This is a genomic window from Streptomyces sp. NBC_01013 (assembly GCF_045162765.1).
Lineage (GTDB): Bacteria > Actinomycetota > Actinomycetes > Streptomycetales > Streptomycetaceae > Streptomyces.
Genome location: NZ_CP108687.1, coordinates 3524602 through 3540862, shown reverse-complemented (window position 1 = coordinate 3540862; position 16261 = coordinate 3524602). Strand labels below are relative to the sequence as shown.

Annotated in this window: 12 protein-coding genes; 7 read left to right on the top strand and 5 right to left on the bottom strand. The window is 73.0% G+C overall.

The window, feature by feature from the left end; translation table 11 throughout:
- Positions 1-31: 31 nt before the first annotated feature.
- The 5 genes from OG538_RS15165 to OG538_RS15145 form a co-directional block, all read right to left on the bottom strand.
- Complete coding sequence (locus OG538_RS15165) at positions 32-622, bottom strand: DUF1707 domain-containing protein (protein WP_406093877.1); 591 nt, start codon at positions 620-622, stop codon at positions 32-34.
- A gap of 61 nt (positions 623-683) precedes the next feature.
- A complete protein-coding gene (locus OG538_RS15160; RefSeq protein WP_406100155.1) occupies positions 684-2756 on the bottom strand; it encodes an ATP-binding protein in 2073 nt (690 codons plus the stop codon).
- Positions 2757-2833: 77 nt separating this feature from the next.
- Positions 2834-3541 carry a DUF4255 domain-containing protein gene (locus OG538_RS15155; protein ID WP_406093875.1) on the bottom strand — a complete coding sequence of 236 codons (708 nt, stop codon included), beginning with the start codon at positions 3539-3541 and terminating at the stop codon, positions 2834-2836.
- Complete coding sequence (locus OG538_RS15150; RefSeq protein ID WP_406093873.1) at positions 3538-6702, bottom strand: hypothetical protein; 3165 nt, start codon at positions 6700-6702, stop codon at positions 3538-3540. The genes OG538_RS15155 and OG538_RS15150 overlap by 4 nt, the downstream gene beginning before the upstream one ends.
- 525 nt (positions 6703-7227) lie before the next feature.
- Entirely contained in the window at positions 7228-7959 is a 732-nt protein-coding gene (locus OG538_RS15145; protein ID WP_406093871.1) for a response regulator transcription factor, read from the bottom strand.
- Positions 7960-8206: 247 nt separating this feature from the next.
- Between OG538_RS15145 and OG538_RS15140 the strand changes: the two genes are divergently transcribed.
- The 7 genes from OG538_RS15140 (at position 8207) to OG538_RS15110 (ending at position 16248) form a co-directional block, all read left to right on the top strand.
- Positions 8207-9505 carry a hydrolytic protein gene (locus OG538_RS15140; RefSeq protein WP_406100153.1) on the top strand — a complete coding sequence of 433 codons (1299 nt, stop codon included), beginning with the start codon at positions 8207-8209 and terminating at the stop codon, positions 9503-9505.
- 637 nt (positions 9506-10142) lie between these two features.
- On the top strand, positions 10143-11669 hold the full coding sequence (locus tag OG538_RS15135; RefSeq protein WP_406093869.1) for a phage tail sheath family protein: 1527 nt from the start codon (positions 10143-10145) through the stop codon (positions 11667-11669).
- Between the two features lie 58 nt (positions 11670-11727).
- The gene (locus tag OG538_RS15130; protein ID WP_124720830.1) at positions 11728-12168 is read left to right on the top strand and encodes a phage tail protein; all 441 of its coding nucleotides are present in this window, start codon (positions 11728-11730) and stop codon (positions 12166-12168) included.
- Positions 12165-12659: a hypothetical protein gene (locus tag OG538_RS15125; RefSeq protein ID WP_406093867.1), complete on the top strand. Its 495-nt coding sequence runs from the start codon at positions 12165-12167 to the stop codon at positions 12657-12659. Before OG538_RS15130 ends, OG538_RS15125 begins: the two co-directional genes overlap by 4 nt.
- Positions 12656-12814 carry a DUF6760 family protein gene (locus OG538_RS15120; protein WP_167535327.1) on the top strand — a complete coding sequence of 53 codons (159 nt, stop codon included), beginning with the start codon at positions 12656-12658 and terminating at the stop codon, positions 12812-12814. The genes OG538_RS15125 and OG538_RS15120 overlap by 4 nt, the downstream gene beginning before the upstream one ends.
- A 103-nt stretch (positions 12815-12917) precedes the next feature.
- Positions 12918-15767, top strand: coding sequence for a hypothetical protein (locus OG538_RS15115; protein WP_406093865.1), 2850 nt, complete (start codon positions 12918-12920; stop codon positions 15765-15767).
- 55 nt (positions 15768-15822) lie between these two features.
- Complete coding sequence (locus tag OG538_RS15110) at positions 15823-16248, top strand: phage tail protein (protein ID WP_406093863.1); 426 nt, start codon at positions 15823-15825, stop codon at positions 16246-16248.
- Positions 16249-16261 lie beyond the last annotated feature (13 nt).

The window sequence follows — 16261 nt, the reverse complement described above, 5'->3', positions numbered from 1 at the left end:
GTGCAGGAAGTCCCGGTCGCAAGGGTGCCGTTCAGCGCGACAGCTCCTTGCGCCGCTTGCGGCGTTCGCGGAGGTTCGGGTGGCGGACGACCACGCCGCCCGCGCCGCACGTCCCCGTGAGCCGGAGCACCGGTGTGCCGGGCAGCCGTTCGCCCGAGGTCTTGTCCTTCAGACCGCCGAAGGCGAGGTCCAGCGCGTCCGTCTCCGCCTTCCAGCCCTCCGGGACCACGAACACCACACCGGCCATCTGCGCGTCCACCTCCACCTCGATCGCGCGCAGCCGGCACTCGGCCTGCGTGAAGTCGAGGAGGACGCCGCCCAGACCTCCGTACGCCTCGATCCGCGGCGGCACCTTCCAGCGGCCCCTCCGCTGCGCGCCGTGGATGCCGCCCCTCAGGGTCAGCGGCTCGCCCGATCCGGGCTCGGCCGGTCCCAGGTCATCGGTGAGCGGGGCGAGTTCGGCGTGGGTCTTGGCCGTGAGGGCCAGGCCCAGGCGCTCGTCCAGCTCACCGAGATCGATGCGCCCCTCGGCCGCGGCCTCCCGCAGCTGTTCCACGACCGCTTCGCGGTCGGCGTCGGAGGCACGCATACGGCCGGCGGATCGCGAGGGCTCTGCAGTCATGCAGCAGATGATACGGACGGCGATACGTGAGTCCAGCGTTCCGGAACAGCCGCGCAGCCGGTCAGTCCGCCCGCCGTGTGTGCTCCAGCCAGGGGCCGAACTCGCTCTCCAGGACCAGCCGTCCGAGTTTGCGGTACTCGGAGAGGACGGCCGAGACGAGCTGTTCCGTGTCCAGCGGGCCGCCCGACTCCGCCGCCTGGTAGGCGGCGGTGACCGCGCAGGCCCGGATGGATCCCCCCGTCAGTTCGAAGCGCTCCGCACAGGTCCGCAGGTCGAGGTCGGGGGCGCGGGGTATGTCCGTACCCAGGCAGCGTTCCCACAGGGCCAGGCGCTGGTCCTTGTCCGGTACGGGGAAGTCGGCGACCACGTCGAGCCGGCGGGTGAACGCCTCGTCGAGGTTGGCCCGCAGGTTGGTGGTGAGTACGGCGATGCCGTCGAAGGACTCGATCCGCTGCAGGAGGTAGGCCGACTCCACGTTGGCGTGCCGGTCCTGAGCGTCCTTGACCTGCGAGCGCTTCCCGAAGACGGCGTCCGCCTCGTCGAACAGCAGCACCGCGTTGACGTCGGAGGCCTCGACGAAGATCCGTTCCAGGTTCTTCTCGGTCTCACCGATGTACTTGTCCACCACGGAGGACAGGTCCACGACGTAGAGCTCCATGCCCAGGTCGGCCGCGACCACTTCCGCCGACATGGTCTTGCCGGTGCCGGACTCCCCGGCGAACAGCGCGACGATGCCCCGGCCCCGGCCGCCGCCCGGCCGCATCCGCCACTGGCCGAGCACCTGTTCACGGTGGCGTGCGCGCAGGGCCAGGTCGGACAACTGCCCGCGGGTCGAAGGGGGCAGCACGAGATCGTCCCAGCCGACGGCGGGCTCGATACGCCGGGCGAGGCGTGCCAGCCCCGCGCCGTTCTGGGCCCGGACCGCGGTGCGCAGGTCCTGTGCCTCCACCGGGCGCCCCTCCAGGGCGGCCAGCCGGGAGGCGACGGCGGCGGCCCTGCGTATCTGACCGGAGTCGAGCCGGTAGGCGCGGGTGGCGTCGACGAGGCGTGCGTCGGCCGTCGCGGTCCCGGCGGCGGGGCCCGCGGGGGAGCCGGCCGCCGCGAGGGCCCGGTGCCACCGCCGGGCCGCGTCCGCCGGGGCCGGAGGCGGTACATGGACCGTCACCGGGCTCTCGGCGGCCCACAACGGGTCCCAGTTCTTCTTCCCGTACATGATCAGGGGGGAGCCGCCGCCGACCGCTTCGCAGAGCGCGGCGATGAGTCCGGCACTCCTGGGCTGCTCGGGGGCGAGCGTCTCCAGGGGCCCGAGGACCAGTCCGCCACCGGTCAGTCGCGCCTCGGTCGCCAGGATCCGCGCGGTCCGTGCCGGTTCCGGGGCGTTGGCCAGGGCCGAGGCGTCCACCACCAGCGGGAGGCGCCCGGCCGCGAGGAGCGCGTCGGCCGCGAGCCTGCCGGGGTCGCCGCCCCGGTCCAGCAGATGCACCAGACCGCTGCCGGTGCCCAGCGCCGCCGCGACCCGCAGGGTCGTCGGACACCGGTCCGGCTCCTCCTCGGGCCCGGCCACCCGGACGAGGCCGTGCAGCCTGCCGTCCACGCCGTCGTCGCCGAGCAGGTGGGCGGTGACCCGGTCCGGGACGCGCAGGACCCGTGTGAGGAGCGGCCGTTCGGCCTCCAGCACCTCCACCAGGCCGGCCGCGACCAACGGGGCGGCCGGCGCGAAGCGGAAGCGGCCGGAGCCCGCGGCGGGCAGCCCGCAGAGTTCGAGAGCCAGGCCGATCGTCGCCCTGCGCCGGGTGAGGTCGTCGTTGAGATAGCCGTAGAGCTGCTCGAACCGTGCGTCGATGTCCGGGGCCATCGCGACGAGAAGGAGATCGAGGTCCGGCGCCACCAGCCCGAAGTTCTCCGCGAGGGCGGCGATCCGGCTCCCCGGCGGGGAGCTCGACGGGGCGTCGGGGCCGTGGGCCGGGACGGGGTGGAACGCGTCGCGGGAGTCCAGTATCCGTTCGGCCGCGGCGGGGGTGAGGTATTGCCCGCGGTACGGATCGTTCGGTTCCGGGTCGCTGTCCTCGCGCAGCGCGACCGCGTGCCGTACGCGCTGCTCGATGTGGCCCAGCCGTTCCCAGAGGTCCTCCACCGGCGTCGGCGGGGTGCCGGCCGTCGGCGGGGTGCCGCCCGGCTCCCGGACGCCGGACGGGGTCTCGTACGTCGTGCTCACCGGGTCGGACCTCCGCGCCTGCGCCGGCCCGGCGGAAGCTGCCGTTCACGCTCCGCTGCGAAGCCCTGCCCCTCGGCGTCGGACGCCCCGTCGTAGCGCAGCCGTCGCCCGGGCTCCGCCGCCTCGCCGTCCCGGCCGGGCGCCGTTCGTACCAGCAGTCCTTCGGTGACCGGTGGCCCGACGGGCGTGAGCTCGCCGGCCAGCGGCGCCCACACCCGCAGGTCGATCGCGGCCTTCAGCTCGCCGCCGAGGGCGGACCACACGTCCACGGTCGACGGCCGGTCGCCCGAACCCGCCGACGCCGCCTCCATCTCCACCGTCAGTCCGAGCGTGGCGAGGCTGCCGGTCAGCGTCCGGGCGGGCAGGGCGTCGGTGTGGATGACTCGCCGCAACACCTCGGAGAGCAGGCGGTGTTCGTCCTGCGGGCGGTTGGTCCACGCGGTGAGGAGATAGGTCAGTTCGAACCACCGCGGAGGCGTCCGCCGTCCCGTGACGACGCCGTCGCCGTCGTACTCCTCGGTGGTGCCGGTGCGGCGGCGGGTGGCGTCCTCCCGGATCCCGTAGAGGAAGATGCTGACCGTGGGTGCGTTGCGGCGCGCGGACCAGTCGCTCGTCGGGGCGTCGAAGACCAGGTCCACCCCGCTCTCCTGCAGGCCTGCTTCGACCAGCAACACCCGCAAGGCCTCGTCGACTTCGTGGATCACCTGCGACCCACCTCGTCCGGCGGGACGATGGTGCCGACCACGACCAGGAAGTCGGTGGTGACCGGGCTGAACCCCGGCCCCGAGGCAGTGATGGTGCGCGGCCCCGTCCGGTCCTTCACCAGGATCAGCAGCTGGGCGATGAAGGTGCCGTCGCCGCCCGGCCGGGCCGGCGGCGCGGCTGCCGTGATCCCCGGCTTCCAGGTGAGCTTCACCGGCGCACCGGGCGGGAAGTCCTTGCCGCGCACCGAGGTGACGAACCCCGGCTTGCCGACCGCGGGCACCGAGACGATGCGCGGCTGGAGGATGCGCAGCGGGATCCGGGAGACGTTGTCACCGCGGTCGGCGTCGGTACCGGTCGTGGTCAGCGTTCCGGTGACCTTCGTCCGCAGGGCCCGGTCCGGGGCGAGGACCACGCGCAGGACCGAGGAGGCGCCCGGCGCAAGGTCGGGAAGCGCGCACGTCCCGTTGGCACAGCCTGCCGGGAGTGTGTCCACCGGAATCCCGGCGGGCAGCCCGAGCCGCAGCCGCAGCCCGGTGGCGAGCGCGTTCTTCCCGTTGCGCACGGTGTACGTCACCACCACCCGCCCGCCCACGTACCCGGGGCTGGGCTGGGCGCGCACGGTGACCCCGGGGCCCGCCTCGGGCTCGGGCGGCAGTGGAGCGGGCGGCTGCGCGGGCGGCGCGGGAGAGGGCGTGGCCGGGGGCGCGGTGGGCGCCGAGGGCGAAGGACTGGGCGACGGGGGGACGTCGCGGACCTGGACGGACGTCCCGGTGGCGTTGTCCGTGGGGTTGGGGTCGACGACGGCTCCGGTGACCGACCAGCCGATCTGCCAGGGCCCGGTGGTCACGCCCGTCAGCCGTGCGGTGATCTCCACCTCGGTGCCCGGTGGGAGCACGCCCAGGTCGCAGCTCGGCGAACCGGCGCCGCAGGAACCGGAGTCGGTGCTGAGCTCCTCCAGGCGTACGCCCGGCGGTACGTCGGCGACGAACGTGGTGCCGGGGGAGGGGGCCGGACCCCGGTTGGTGACGGTGACCGTCATCGTCACGGAGGAACCGGCCTCCACCGAAGGGCCGACGGGCGGCGCGGTCAGTGTCAGGTCGACCTGTTGCTGGAAGGCGGGCTCCTTCTGGCGGCCCGGCAGCTTCGCGGTCAACGGGGTCAGCGTGCCCGTGGCGAGGTCGAGTTCGGAGAGCTGCTCGGGGGAGTTCGGTGCGATCTCCCGGCGGGAGCTCAGCACCAGACGTCCGGCGTCCGGCGACCAGGCCACGTCACGCGGCTGGTAGGGCCCGGTGGCCGAGACGTCGGGGATCCGCTCGCCGCATGCGGCGGGGTCGTCACGCCGGTCGGACGGCAGCACGACCCGGCAGTCCGCGCCGCCCGGTGAGGTGACGACGACACTCGCCCGGTGGTTGATCTGGTCGGCCCGGTCCTTGCGGTTGAACGCGATGGCGGTGCCGTCGGGGGAGAAGGCGGGACTGTCGTCGATCACCTTGCACTCGCCGGGGCAGCCGGTGGCGCTGAGGTCCTCCTGCTGGTCGAGGGCCTTCACCGGGGCGGTCCAGACGTGCTTGATTCCGCCGAGGCCCCGGATCACCTGGTTACGGGTGAAGGCGAGCGTCGTGCCGTCGGCCGACCAGGTGGGCTGGGCGTCGCCGCCCACCACCTGCCCGGCGGGCGGGACCACTTTGCCGAGGATCTTCCCCGTGGCGACCTCTGCGACGAGCACCGTGCTCGGTCCGGCCGCGTCACCGATACCTCCCGGCGAGGTCCGGGTGAAGGCCAGCTTGGTGCCGTCCGGGGAGAACGAGGGGTCGGTGTCCCAGTCCTGCGGGCCCCGCCCGTCCAGCTTCATCTCCACCGCGCCCGTGCCGTCGGTGGCGGCCATCCAGATCTGCTGCACCCGCTGGTTGTCCACGGTCACGAAGCGGGTCACGGCGATGTTCCGGCCGTCCGGCGTATAGGTCTGCCGCTCGGTCCAGGGGTCGTAGCCCGGCGCAGGGTGGAACAGCGGATCGTCGGCGGGGTTCTCACTGGTGTTGGTGCGGGCTCTCGGGTCCTCACGCAGCACGTCGACCCTGAGGTCGCGGGGGTCCGAACCGTCCTGCCGCATGTCCTGGAGCGTGACGAGATCGGGGTCCGCGGTGGTCCTGCGGGTGACGACCACCGTCCACACGTTCGCCGGGCCGAGGACGGCCGGGGACTCCACCTGACGGTCCTCGGAAAGCACCATGGCCGGGACGGGGTTGTCGAGGGAGCCGGCCCGGTACACATGGTCGTAGACGGAGCAGCCGCAGTCCGTGTTGGGACTGAGGAAGACGAGACCGGCGCCGTCGGGGAGCCAGGCGGCCGAGCGGGTGCCCCAGCCGGCGAAATCGCCGGTCAGCAGGGGGCGGCCGGCACCCGGACCGTTGGTGACCCGCAGCCGGTAGCCGGTGTCCGTGTCGGTCTCCGGCGCCTTGTGCAGCGTGTACACGAGCAGTTCCCGGTGGGCGTCGTCGTTCACCGGGTTCCACTCCGGTTCGCTCGCGTCGCCCTCCGCGGGGTTGCTGATGCAGGTCGCGTCCCCACCGGAGACGGCCCGCGCGTAGACCTGCGTGCCCGGTTCCGGGCCGCCGTCACTCGCGTACGCGATCCGGGTGCCGTCCGGGGAGAGCGTCGGGTGGGTCTCGTCGGCGGGTGTGTTCGTCAGCCGGCGCAGGCCGGAGCCGTCGATCCTGACGGACCAGAGGTCCCGCTGGGTCGACTGCCCCGCTCCCGGCTCGGCCGAGTCGAACACCACGGTCCGCCCGTCGGGGGAGAGTTCGGGGTGCGCGGCGTCGCGGCCGAGGGTCAGCCTGCGTACGGAGCCGTTCGCGCTGCGCACGTACACCTGGGGCTCGGGCTCGTCGCGCAGGCTGGTGAAGACCAGTGTGTCACCGCGGCCGAAGGAGTCCTGGTCGTAGTGCGCCGGACCGGTGCCGAACAGATCCTGTGCGGCCCCGGTTCCGTACGGGACCTGCCCGAGACTGCGGTGCCCGGTACCGGCGAAGGCGATCCGTCCGGTGTCCGCCGGCGCCGCTTCCGAGGCGGCGGCCGCTTTCGCGGCACCCTGAGGGGCGGAGATGGAACCCGCCACCAGCAACGGCGTCAGCAGCACGACGACACCGCTCAGTCTGCGCATTCGGGTACGGCGTGCCGGGCCAGCAGGACCGCCCACGGTCCACCTCACAGTCTGGTCGATGGTTCTCCACCCTCAAGCATCCTGGGCGCGGGGGATCGGGGACAGGGCCCGGAGTACCCGGAGAGGGGAAGAGCCGGTGCCCTTTGCGGCCCGGCGGGCAGTCCGGGGGCCCTCGCCCTCGGGGAGCCCTGACCGCCGGCGCCTTCGGGCAGGCCACTGCCGGCGCCTCACCTGCGGGCGCGGAGACCCTCGTGACAGCCCCACCGGGTCGTGCGCTCCTCGGAGACGACTGCCGTGGCCGCCGGGCTGCGGGGGATCAGGGCCGGCGCGAGTCCGTCTGCACACCGGCGACTGCGGCACAGCATCGTCCGAAACCGAGACGGTCCCGCCTTCGTGAAGGTGCGCCGGCGAGCTGCGGCCTGGCCCAGGGCCCCGGACGCCGCGGGGGCAACGCCTGTTTCCCTCGCGGACCCGTGGCGGCGGACTCCCGGGGGAGGCCACCGCCACGGTGGGGGCGAGGGTGCCTCAGATGAGGCCGTGCCGCATCGCGTAGCCCACCGCGTGGGCCCGGTTGCGCAGATCCAGCCGTGCCGCCACTTCGTGCAGCACGTTCTTGACGGTTCGTTCGGAGTACGAGGTCTTCTGCGCTATCTCGGCGGTGCCGTACCCCTCCGACACCAGCCTGATCATCTCCGCCTCCCGCGCCGTGAGGGTGGAGAGCGAGAGCCCCCGGGGGTCGAGCACCGTGCGGTGGAGGCTGCTGACATGGTCGAGGAGCTTGCCGAGGAGGTCGCCCGGCAGCACCCCCTCGCCCTTCGCGATCGCCGTGACCAGATGGATGAGACGGTCCTGGTCGGCTTCCCCGCGCCTGAGTACGGCGGCGACGCCGTACTCGATCAGGGTCTGGAGCGCTCCGGGTTCGAAGAAGCCGACGACGAGCCCGGTGCGGGTAGAGGTGTTGCGCTGGAGACGGTGCAGGAGCTGGACGGTCGGTTCGTTCACCATGTCCACCACTACTAAGGAGACCTGGGCGCGGTCGGCCTCCTCCTCCGGTATCAGCTCCACCTCCGGCCGCAGGCGCAACTGGTGCACCATGCCGGTCTGCAGGATCAGGTCCTCCGCGTACACCGCTACGGAGATCCTGCCCCCCGGGGCCCCCGTCGGCGTGCTGTCCGCGCGTTGCGCCGGCACGGCCGGCCCGCGGTTGCGGAAGCCCCCCGCCCCTGTCTTCGTCGTATCTGTCGTGGTCATGGTCATGGACTCGTCTTCCTCAGCTACTTCCGCAGGTTCCCCGATAGGTGATTGCGCCGGTCCCCGGTACGTCAGGTGTGGTGCCCGCTCGTCCCCCTCGGCAGGGAGACCGGGCGCGGGGGCCGGGTGTGACGAGGCGGTACGGGTGTGCCGCCGGGGCACCGGGCCTGCCCGCACGTTGCCCTCCCGCCCCTGCTGCCGGGGCGGGGGCGCGGCCTAACGTCGCATCGTGACCACATCTGCCGAATTCGACATACCCACGGTGACGGTGTCGCCCGGCGCCGAAGCGACGACCACGCTGACCGTGCGCAACGACGGCGACATCGTCGAGGCGTACACCCTCGACGTGGTCGGCGACTGTGCGGCATGGACCACGGTGGAACCGGAGAGGGTGTCCCTCTACCCCGGCACCTCCGAGACCGTCACGGTGCGACTCGCTCCGCCCCGGTCCCACGAGGTCAAGGCGGGCGAAGTCCCTCTGGGCGTACGTGTCCTGCCGGCGGAGCACCCCGAGTCGGTGGCCGTTCCCGAGACGACCGTGGTCGTCGAGCCCTTCCGTGAACTCCGGGCGGCACTGGAGCCGGGTCGGCGCAGGGGCTGGCTGGGTGCCCGGTTCCGGGCCTCGGTGCAGAACCGGGGGAACACCCCCGTCGACGTCGTCTTCACCGGAAAGCAGGAAGGGGAGGAACTCCGCCTCGCCTTCACGCCGGAACGCCGGAGCCTGGAACCGGGTGAGTCCGCCGAGTCGGGCCTGCGGGTGCGGGCCCGGAAGCTGATCTGGTTCGGCGCTCCTGCCACCTGGCCGTTCGAGGTCAGGGCCGTGGACAGCGAGGTGGCCGACAGTGAGGGCGATCAGCCCGGCCGGACCGAGCCGCTGCCCGGCGAGTTCGCACAACTCCCGCTGCTGCCGAAGTGGTTGCTGATCCTGCTGGCGGCTCTGATCGCTCTGCTGGTGGCGTGGTTCGCACTGGTACGGCCGGAGATCCGCAGCACCGCGAAGGAAGCGGGGGCCAAGGCTGCCCAGGAGGAGAACCGGGAGCGGCCACAGGGCGGTGCGGCGACCGGCGGCGCGACCGGCGGCGACCCGGCCGGTGGCCAGGAGCAGGGGAAGGGTGCCGGAACAGGCAAGGCCGGGACCGGCGGTGCCGGTACGGGCGGCTCCGGTTCGACCGGGGGAGTCGGAGAGGCGGACGCGCAGCAGAGCTCCGAGACCATCGACGTACAGACGGGCGCCGGAGCCAAGAAGGACGGGACGTATCAGGTTCCCGAAGGAAAGGTATTCGGGGTCACCGACATCGTCGTGGCGAACTTCCAGGGAGACGAAGGGGTGTTGACCATCTCCTTCGGAGAGCGGAAGATCACCACCATTGCTCTGGAGACCTTCCGTAACCAGGACTATCACTGGGTCACCCCCATTCGGATCCAGGAGAATGCCAAGGTCACTGTCTCCGTGACCTGTTCCAAACCGGGTACTCCGGCGACCGGGACACAGGCCTCCGGGTGCCACCAAGTACTCAATGTCAGCGGTGTGCTGAGCGATATCGCACCGTAGGAACGATAGCGCCGGATTCCTGTTCCTCCGTTCCGGGAACATGAACAAACAGCGTCCCTGCCAGCGGAAACCTCCATCTGACTGCCCGTCGGGGTGTGGCCCTTCACACACCCGCTCGGACCGGGAACCAAATCCCCGCAGCGGGGTTGACTGGTGAATACCGGTCTTTCGCGGGTGATTCCCGGTCTTTCGCGGGTGGGGGGATCCGCTCGTACTGCACATGCTTGTGCTCACCGGAGCGGATCGGGATCTCCGGGGCTCCGCGGCGACCGTGGAAAACCGGCCGATCCGGCGGCGAAACCCCAGTAGTTTCTGGCTAAAACTAACCCCTCGCCGTGGCGCGCGTGCGGCTGTGAGGATTCCGGACCGTGCCTTTCCGCCGCACGGGCGCGCCGCACTGACGCGCCGTACGAGGGCGCCGCACGGACGCGCCGCGGGTGTGTACCGGCGTGACGTCCTGCCGGCCGGTCCGCGTGACGTCGTGCGGGCGGCTGCCGGGGGAAGGCCTCGCCGGGCGCTCCGGGTGCCCGGGAAGGCAGTCACCCTGCCCCGCGGCCAGGACTTTGAGGCCTACTGCTCGCAGACGCTCCCGGGCAAGACTGAACGTGCGAACGACTGACCACCCGAAGGAGCGAGCATGCCGTCGTACCTCACCCCAGGTGTATACGTGGAGGAGGTGCAGTCCGGAGCACGGCCCATCGAAGGAGTCGGCACCGCGGTCGCCGCCTTCGTCGGGTTCGCGGAGACCGGCCCCTTCCACCGGCCGACGCTGGTGACGAGCTGGGACCAGTACGTTTCGGCCTTCGGTACCTTCACCCCGGACACCTACCTGACGCTCGCCGTCCACGGTTACTTCAGCAACGGTGGCGGCGCGGCGTACATCGTGCGGATCGGCGGCCCTTCCGAGGACGCGCCCCAGGGCGTCGCGCCCGCGGCGGCCCCGTCCGTCGCCATCGGCGGCTTCCTGGTCTCCGCCCGGCCGGGCGCCGGTGACGGCCTCTCCATCGAGGTCGCCGACCCCGAGGGCGAGAACCCTCCGGAGGACCGCTTCCGGCTGCTGGTGCGCCAGGGCGGCAAGGTGGCGGAGACGTACGACACCTCCGTACGCAAGAACGTCAAGGGCTATCTGGTCACCCAGGCCCGTCAGTCCAAGCTCATCGAGGTCATTGAGCAGCCCGGTGCGGTGCAGACCCGCCCCGAGAAGCAGAGCCTCTCCCTCGCCCCCGCCGCCCCGGGCGCCGGCACCACGGCCAGGACCGGACCGACGGAGTACGTGGGCGACGCTTCGGCCCGCACGGGCATCGCGGCCCTCGAAGCGATCGACGAGATCACCATGGTCGCCGTCCCGGACCTGATGAGCGCCCACCTGCGCGGCGACATCGACGCCGAGGGTGTCAGGGCCGTACAGCTGGCCGTCATCGCGCACTGCGAGCAGATGGGCGACCGGGTCGCCGTCCTGGACACACCGCCCGGCATGAACGCCCAGCGTGTCCGCACCTGGCGCAACGAGGACGCCGGATACGACTCGCGCTACGCGACCGTGTACTACCCGTGGCTCAAGGTCCTCGACCCGGCGACCGGCCGGCAGACCCTGGTACCGCCGAGCGGCCACGTCGCCGGAGTCTGGGCGCGCAGTGACGCCGAGCGCGGTGTGCACAAGGCGCCCGCCAACGAGGTCATCCGTGGGGCACTGGACCTCGAACTCCGCCTGAGCAAGGGCGAGCAGGACCTGCTCAACCCGATCGGCGTCAACTGCGTCCGCGCCTTCCCGGGGCGTGGCATCCGCATCTGGGGCGCACGGACCCTGTCGTCCGACCCGGCCTGGCGCTACCTCAACGTACGCCGCCTCTTCAACTACCTGGAGGAGTCCATCCTCCTGGGCACCCAGTGGGTGGTCTTCGAGCCGAACGACGACCGTCTCTGGTCGAGCATCCGGCGCAACGTCACCGCCTTCCTCACCGAGGAATGGCGCCGGGGCGCGCTCTTCGGGCGGACGGCGGAAGAGGCGTTCTACGTCAAGTGCGACCGTGACAACAACCCGCAGGAGTCCATCGACCTCGGTCAGGTGGTCTGCGAGATCGGCGTCGCGCCCGTGAAGCCCGCGGAGTTCGTCATCTTCCGCCTCTCGCAGTTCTCCGACAGCACCAGCCTCGTCGACGAGTGACCCGTCCTCGTCGACGAGTGACCCAGCAGGCAACGAACGGAACAGGTGACCAGTAGTCATGGCAGAGGGCGATGCTCTTTCCACCCACGTCTTCGGCGTACAGCTCGGCGGCTATCTCGTGGAGTCCATCCAGGAGATCAGCGGTCTGACCGTCGAGGAAGAAGTCGTCGAGGTCCGTCAGGTGACCGCCGAGGGCAAGCAGATCATCCGCAAGCAGCCCGGCGCGCGGCAGGCCGGTGAGGTGACGATCACCCGCGGGCTCGACAAGAGCAGCGAGTTCACCAAGTGGATCAAGGAGACGCTCAACAACGGAGCCGTCGACACCGCACGTCAGAACCTCACCATCGAGATCAAGGACTCGAAGGGTGAGACCGTCCGCCGCATCCAGCTGATGCAGGGCTGGGCCAGCAAGTGGGAGGGCCCCTCGCTGAAGGCCGGCGAGTCCAGCGCGGCGACGGAGACGGTCACCATCACCTTCGAGGAGATCGTCGTCGAATGAGGCGCAGGACCGTTTCCGGCGGCGGCCTCGACGAGGTCCTCGACACCCTCGCCGCCGCGGCGCCCGCCCCGCGCGAGGACGCCCCGACACCCCCTCCCGCCCGGGATCGGGACCGTCAGGACCTGCGTACGGAGTTCGAGTTCGAGCTCCCGCGCGGCTACGTCGACGACGAGGGCCAGGTCCACCGGAGCGGGTCGATGCGGCTCGCCACGGCACGGGACGAGCTGCGCCCGCAGATCGACCTGCGGGTCAAGGAGAACCCCGCGTACCTGAGCGTGGTGCTGCTCAGCCAGGTGATCACCCGGCTCGGCACCATCACCGATGTGCACGCCGGGGTGGTCGAGCGGATGTACGCCACCGACGTGGCGTTCCTCCAGGACTTCTACCGCCGCATCAACAGCGAGGGCCACACCCACGCCGCGGTGACGTGCCCGCTGTGCCACGGGTCGTTCGAGGTGGACCTCTCGGGTGAACGCCTGGGGGAATCGTGACGTACGCGCCTTCCCGGCTGCGGGAGGAGCTCGCGTACATCGCCTACCACTTCCACTGGCAGCGTGAGGACATCCTCGACCTCACCCATGGTGAGCGGCAGGAGTGGGTGAGGGAGATAGCGCGGATCAACACCCGCGTCAACGAGAGCGGGTGAGGGCGTGGAGTTCAGGGACTGGTTCCGCAGAGGGGACCGGCGGCAGGCCGCTGCGCCTGATCCGGTGCCCGCGCAGGGCGGAAGCGCTGACGGTCCGGAGCCGGTGGCCGGACCCGACGCCGTCCGGCCCGCGCGCCGGGACGCGGACTGGGACGGCGGCTGGCGGAGGGTCGCGCCGCCTGCGGTGACCATCGCCCGGTCCTCGATCGGGGTGAGCGACGGGCTGCGCTTCAGGTCCGGGCTCGCCTCGTGGCAGAACGTCTCGTACGGAGGCGAGCTCGGCCACGCGGTCCTGCCCTCCGCCCCCGTGGGCCTCATCCACGGGGTCGCGCGGCCGGGCGTCGCCCGTCCCACGGCCGCCGGAACGCCTCTCCTCCTGCGCGCCGCCGCCGGGGGGCAGGAGGAGCCGGTCCGGCCTTCCTCGTCCGACGGGCCGGGCCGTGCGCCCGCCCCCGTCCAGCGGGCGGGCGGCAGCACGCAGCGCCGCGGCGCCGCCGGGCGCGCGCCGGTGGTGCGGCAGCCCGGTCCCGACGACGCGGCCGCCCGCCCCGGCCCGGACGCCGAGCCCGCAGCCGGGCGTGAGCCGTCCGCGGCCCGCCGGTCCGCCGGCGCCGGGCGCGCCACGGCCGCGGCACCGCAGGCCGGACTCGCGGCGGTCCGCCCCCGGCGCGTCGCGCCGTCCCTGGTCGTTGCGCGGCGGCCCGTGACGGCCCTGCGGAACCTCGCTGCCGTCGTGCCGGCCGGAACGCCGGCACGGGCCCCACAGGCCGGGCATCCCACCGGCCCAGGCCGGGCGGACGCAGGTCGTACGGAGTCCGGGAAGCATCTGCCCACCGGCGCGGTGGAGCGTCCGGCGGGCTCGCCCGCCGCGCCTCCCGTACGCCCCGCCCTCGGCAAGCCTCTGCGTGAACTGCCCCCTGATGCGGCCCCGTTCGTCGCACCCGGCCGAGACGGTGGTGCGCCCTCGCCCTCGGCCGTGACGCCGGGTCCGGCGCTGCCCGTGGTCCAGCGGCAGACGTCCGAAACGGCAGGTTCCGGCGCGCCCACTCCTGCCACGGCCCATCCCTCGGGGGCCTCCCCTTCGCGGACTTCCCCTTCGCAGGGCTCCGCCTCGCGGACTTCCTCGCCGGGCTCCCCGTCACGGACTTCCCCTTCGCGGGCCTCCTCGCCGGCTTCCGCCTCGCCCGAGAGGGCACGGCAGCAGATCCGGCAGCCGTCGAAGGGGCACTCGACGGGACAGCAGGCGGCGGAGCGGCAGGGTCCGGTCTCCGGTGCGGGTCCGATGCCCGTCCAGCCCTCAACCGCACCCGCACCCACATCCTCCGGACACCGCCCGAGCGTCCCCGGCCCCAGTGGCCCGGGTTCGCAGGCCCGCACCCGGGGCGGGCTCGGCGCGCCCCTCTCCTCGCTCCCGCCGACCGCGGACACCGCGCACGACGCCCCGCTGCTGGGCGACTCCCGTCGAGCGCGGCCCGGAACCACGCGCCCGCTGCCGGGCGGCCCCTCGGTGGGGGAGGCGTCGACGTCCGCGCCCACCACGGCCTCCTCGTCCGCACCTCGCGGCATGCCGCTTCGCTCGCCGGCGGCCGCCGGCCCCGGCGTCGGGCCCGCGTCCCCTTCCCCGCAGCCGGCGGCCGTCCAACGCACTGCGGAGACCACGCGCCCGTCCACGGGCACGGCCGTCACCCCACCCTCCTCCAAGGCCCCGGCCACCGCGCCCGGCCCGGTACGCATCAGGCGGATCGCCCCGCGCGGGCTGCACGGGCAGCCGTCGGCACCGGCCGAGCGAGCAACGGGAACCGGTCCTGCGCCGATGACGGTCCAGCGATCGCGGGGCCTGCTCGCGGGCCGGACGCTGACCGTGAGCACCGGAGCGGCCGAGGGCTTCTCGGCACCGGCCTCGGCCGCCACCGCACGGCCCGTCGTGGCGGCGACCTGGCGGCGGGACGTGCGGCCGCAGGGCTCAGAGGGGCCGACGCCGGGCGACCGGACCCCCGCTGCCGCTCCGAGGGCGGGACGTGACTCGCGGCCGAATGCGAGGCCGGACGCGGGAGCGATGCGACAGGCGCACGGCGCCACCGTCCAGCGGTCCGTGCCAGGTTCTGTTGCTCCGGCCGGCTCGGCTCCGGCCGGCTCGGTTCCGGCCGGTCTCCCGCGGGCCGGCGCGCCGTCCCCGGGCGCCCGGGCGCAGACGTCGCCGCCGCCCTCCGCCCGCTCCCTCGCACGGCTGGTCCAGCGTTCGGTGCGCGGTGCCACCCCTTCCGTGCCGTCCCCGGGCGGCAACCGCCCGTCCGGACACGAGGCCGTCGGGCACCGCACGGACTCCCCGGGCCCTGCCTCCCGCACGCCCGGACTGCCCGCCCCCGCAGCGGAGTCCGCCCCGCCCGTCCCGGTGGTGCGCCCGCACCCGCCCGGGTCCCCCCGGCCGGGGGGCGTGGCCGTGCCGGTGCAACGCCTCCCGATGCCAGTGGCTCCCGAGAGCGGCGCATCCGCCACCGGACCGGCGCCGGATCCGGGCGCCCCCGGCGGCGTACCGCAGCCCCTCACCGTGCGCGCGTCCCGCCCCGCGCCGGGCGGCCCCGGCGGAGCCCAGCCGGGCGGCCCGGGCAGCCCCGCTTCCCGGAACCCCGCGCCCCGGAACCCCGCATCCCGGAACCCTGCTCCCGGCAACCGTGCGTCCGGCTCCCGGGATCAGGCGCTCCAACGGGCCGTGGACGAGGCGGGGCTCTCCGGAGTCCCCGTACGCGTGGTCCAGCCGAAGGCCGCCACGTCCGCCTCCGCCCCCACGCCCGCCGCGGCGGACGCCGCCGGTGCGCCGCGGACGAGCGAGCTCCCCGGTCTGGACATCGAGGAGCTGGCCCGCCGACTGCTCGACCCGGTCAGCAGGCTGATCCGGGCGGACCTGCGCAGAGGACGGGAACGCTCAGGCCGGCCGTACGACGGCCGGCGCTGAAGCCGGGGCCCCGCCCGCCACTCCACCCACGGACAGCAGAGAAGAAGAGAAACGCATGACGGACAACATCTTCGCGACGAGTGTGTTCTTCAAACTCGCGATCGGTGGAAGTGACTTGGGGGCATTCCACACCTGTTCGGGGCTGGGTGCGGAGGTGGAGCTGGAGCAGTACGCCGAGGGCGGCAACAACGGCTTCACGTGGCAGCTGCCGGGGCGGATCACCTGGACCAACATCACGCTGACGCGCCCCGTCACCTCGGACACACTGAAGATCGCGCGATGGCTGAACGAGACGACCCAGCGGGTGGAACGCAAGGACGGCGAGATCGTCGCGCTCCGGCCGGACCTCAGCCGGATCATCAGCTGGCAGATCCAGGGCATCGTGCCGGTGCGCTGGCAGGGGCCCTCCTTCGACCCGTCCAGCTCCGAGGCGGCGATCGAGACCCTGGAGATCGCGCACGAGGGCCTGGTGCCGTCCTGACCGGCCGCCCGTA

Bases quoted from the DNA above. Each gene is read 5' to 3' on its own strand.
- OG538_RS15125 (WP_406093867.1), top strand. From the start codon at position 12,165: ATGAGGCGCAGGACCGTTTCCGGCGGCGGCCTCGACGAGGTCCTCGAC.
- OG538_RS15165 (WP_406093877.1), bottom strand. From the start codon at position 622: ATGACTGCAGAGCCCTCGCGATCCGCCGGCCGTATGCGTGCCTCCGAC.
- OG538_RS15135 (WP_406093869.1), top strand. From the start codon at position 10,143: ATGCCGTCGTACCTCACCCCAGGTGTATACGTGGAGGAGGTGCAGTCC.
- OG538_RS15145 (WP_406093871.1), bottom strand. From the start codon at position 7,959: ATGACCATGACCACGACAGATACGACGAAGACAGGGGCGGGGGGCTTC.
- OG538_RS15150 (WP_406093873.1), bottom strand. From the start codon at position 6,702: ATGCGCAGACTGAGCGGTGTCGTCGTGCTGCTGACGCCGTTGCTGGTG.
- OG538_RS15110 (WP_406093863.1), top strand. From the start codon at position 15,823: ATGACGGACAACATCTTCGCGACGAGTGTGTTCTTCAAACTCGCGATC.
- OG538_RS15130 (WP_124720830.1), top strand. From the start codon at position 11,728: ATGGCAGAGGGCGATGCTCTTTCCACCCACGTCTTCGGCGTACAGCTC.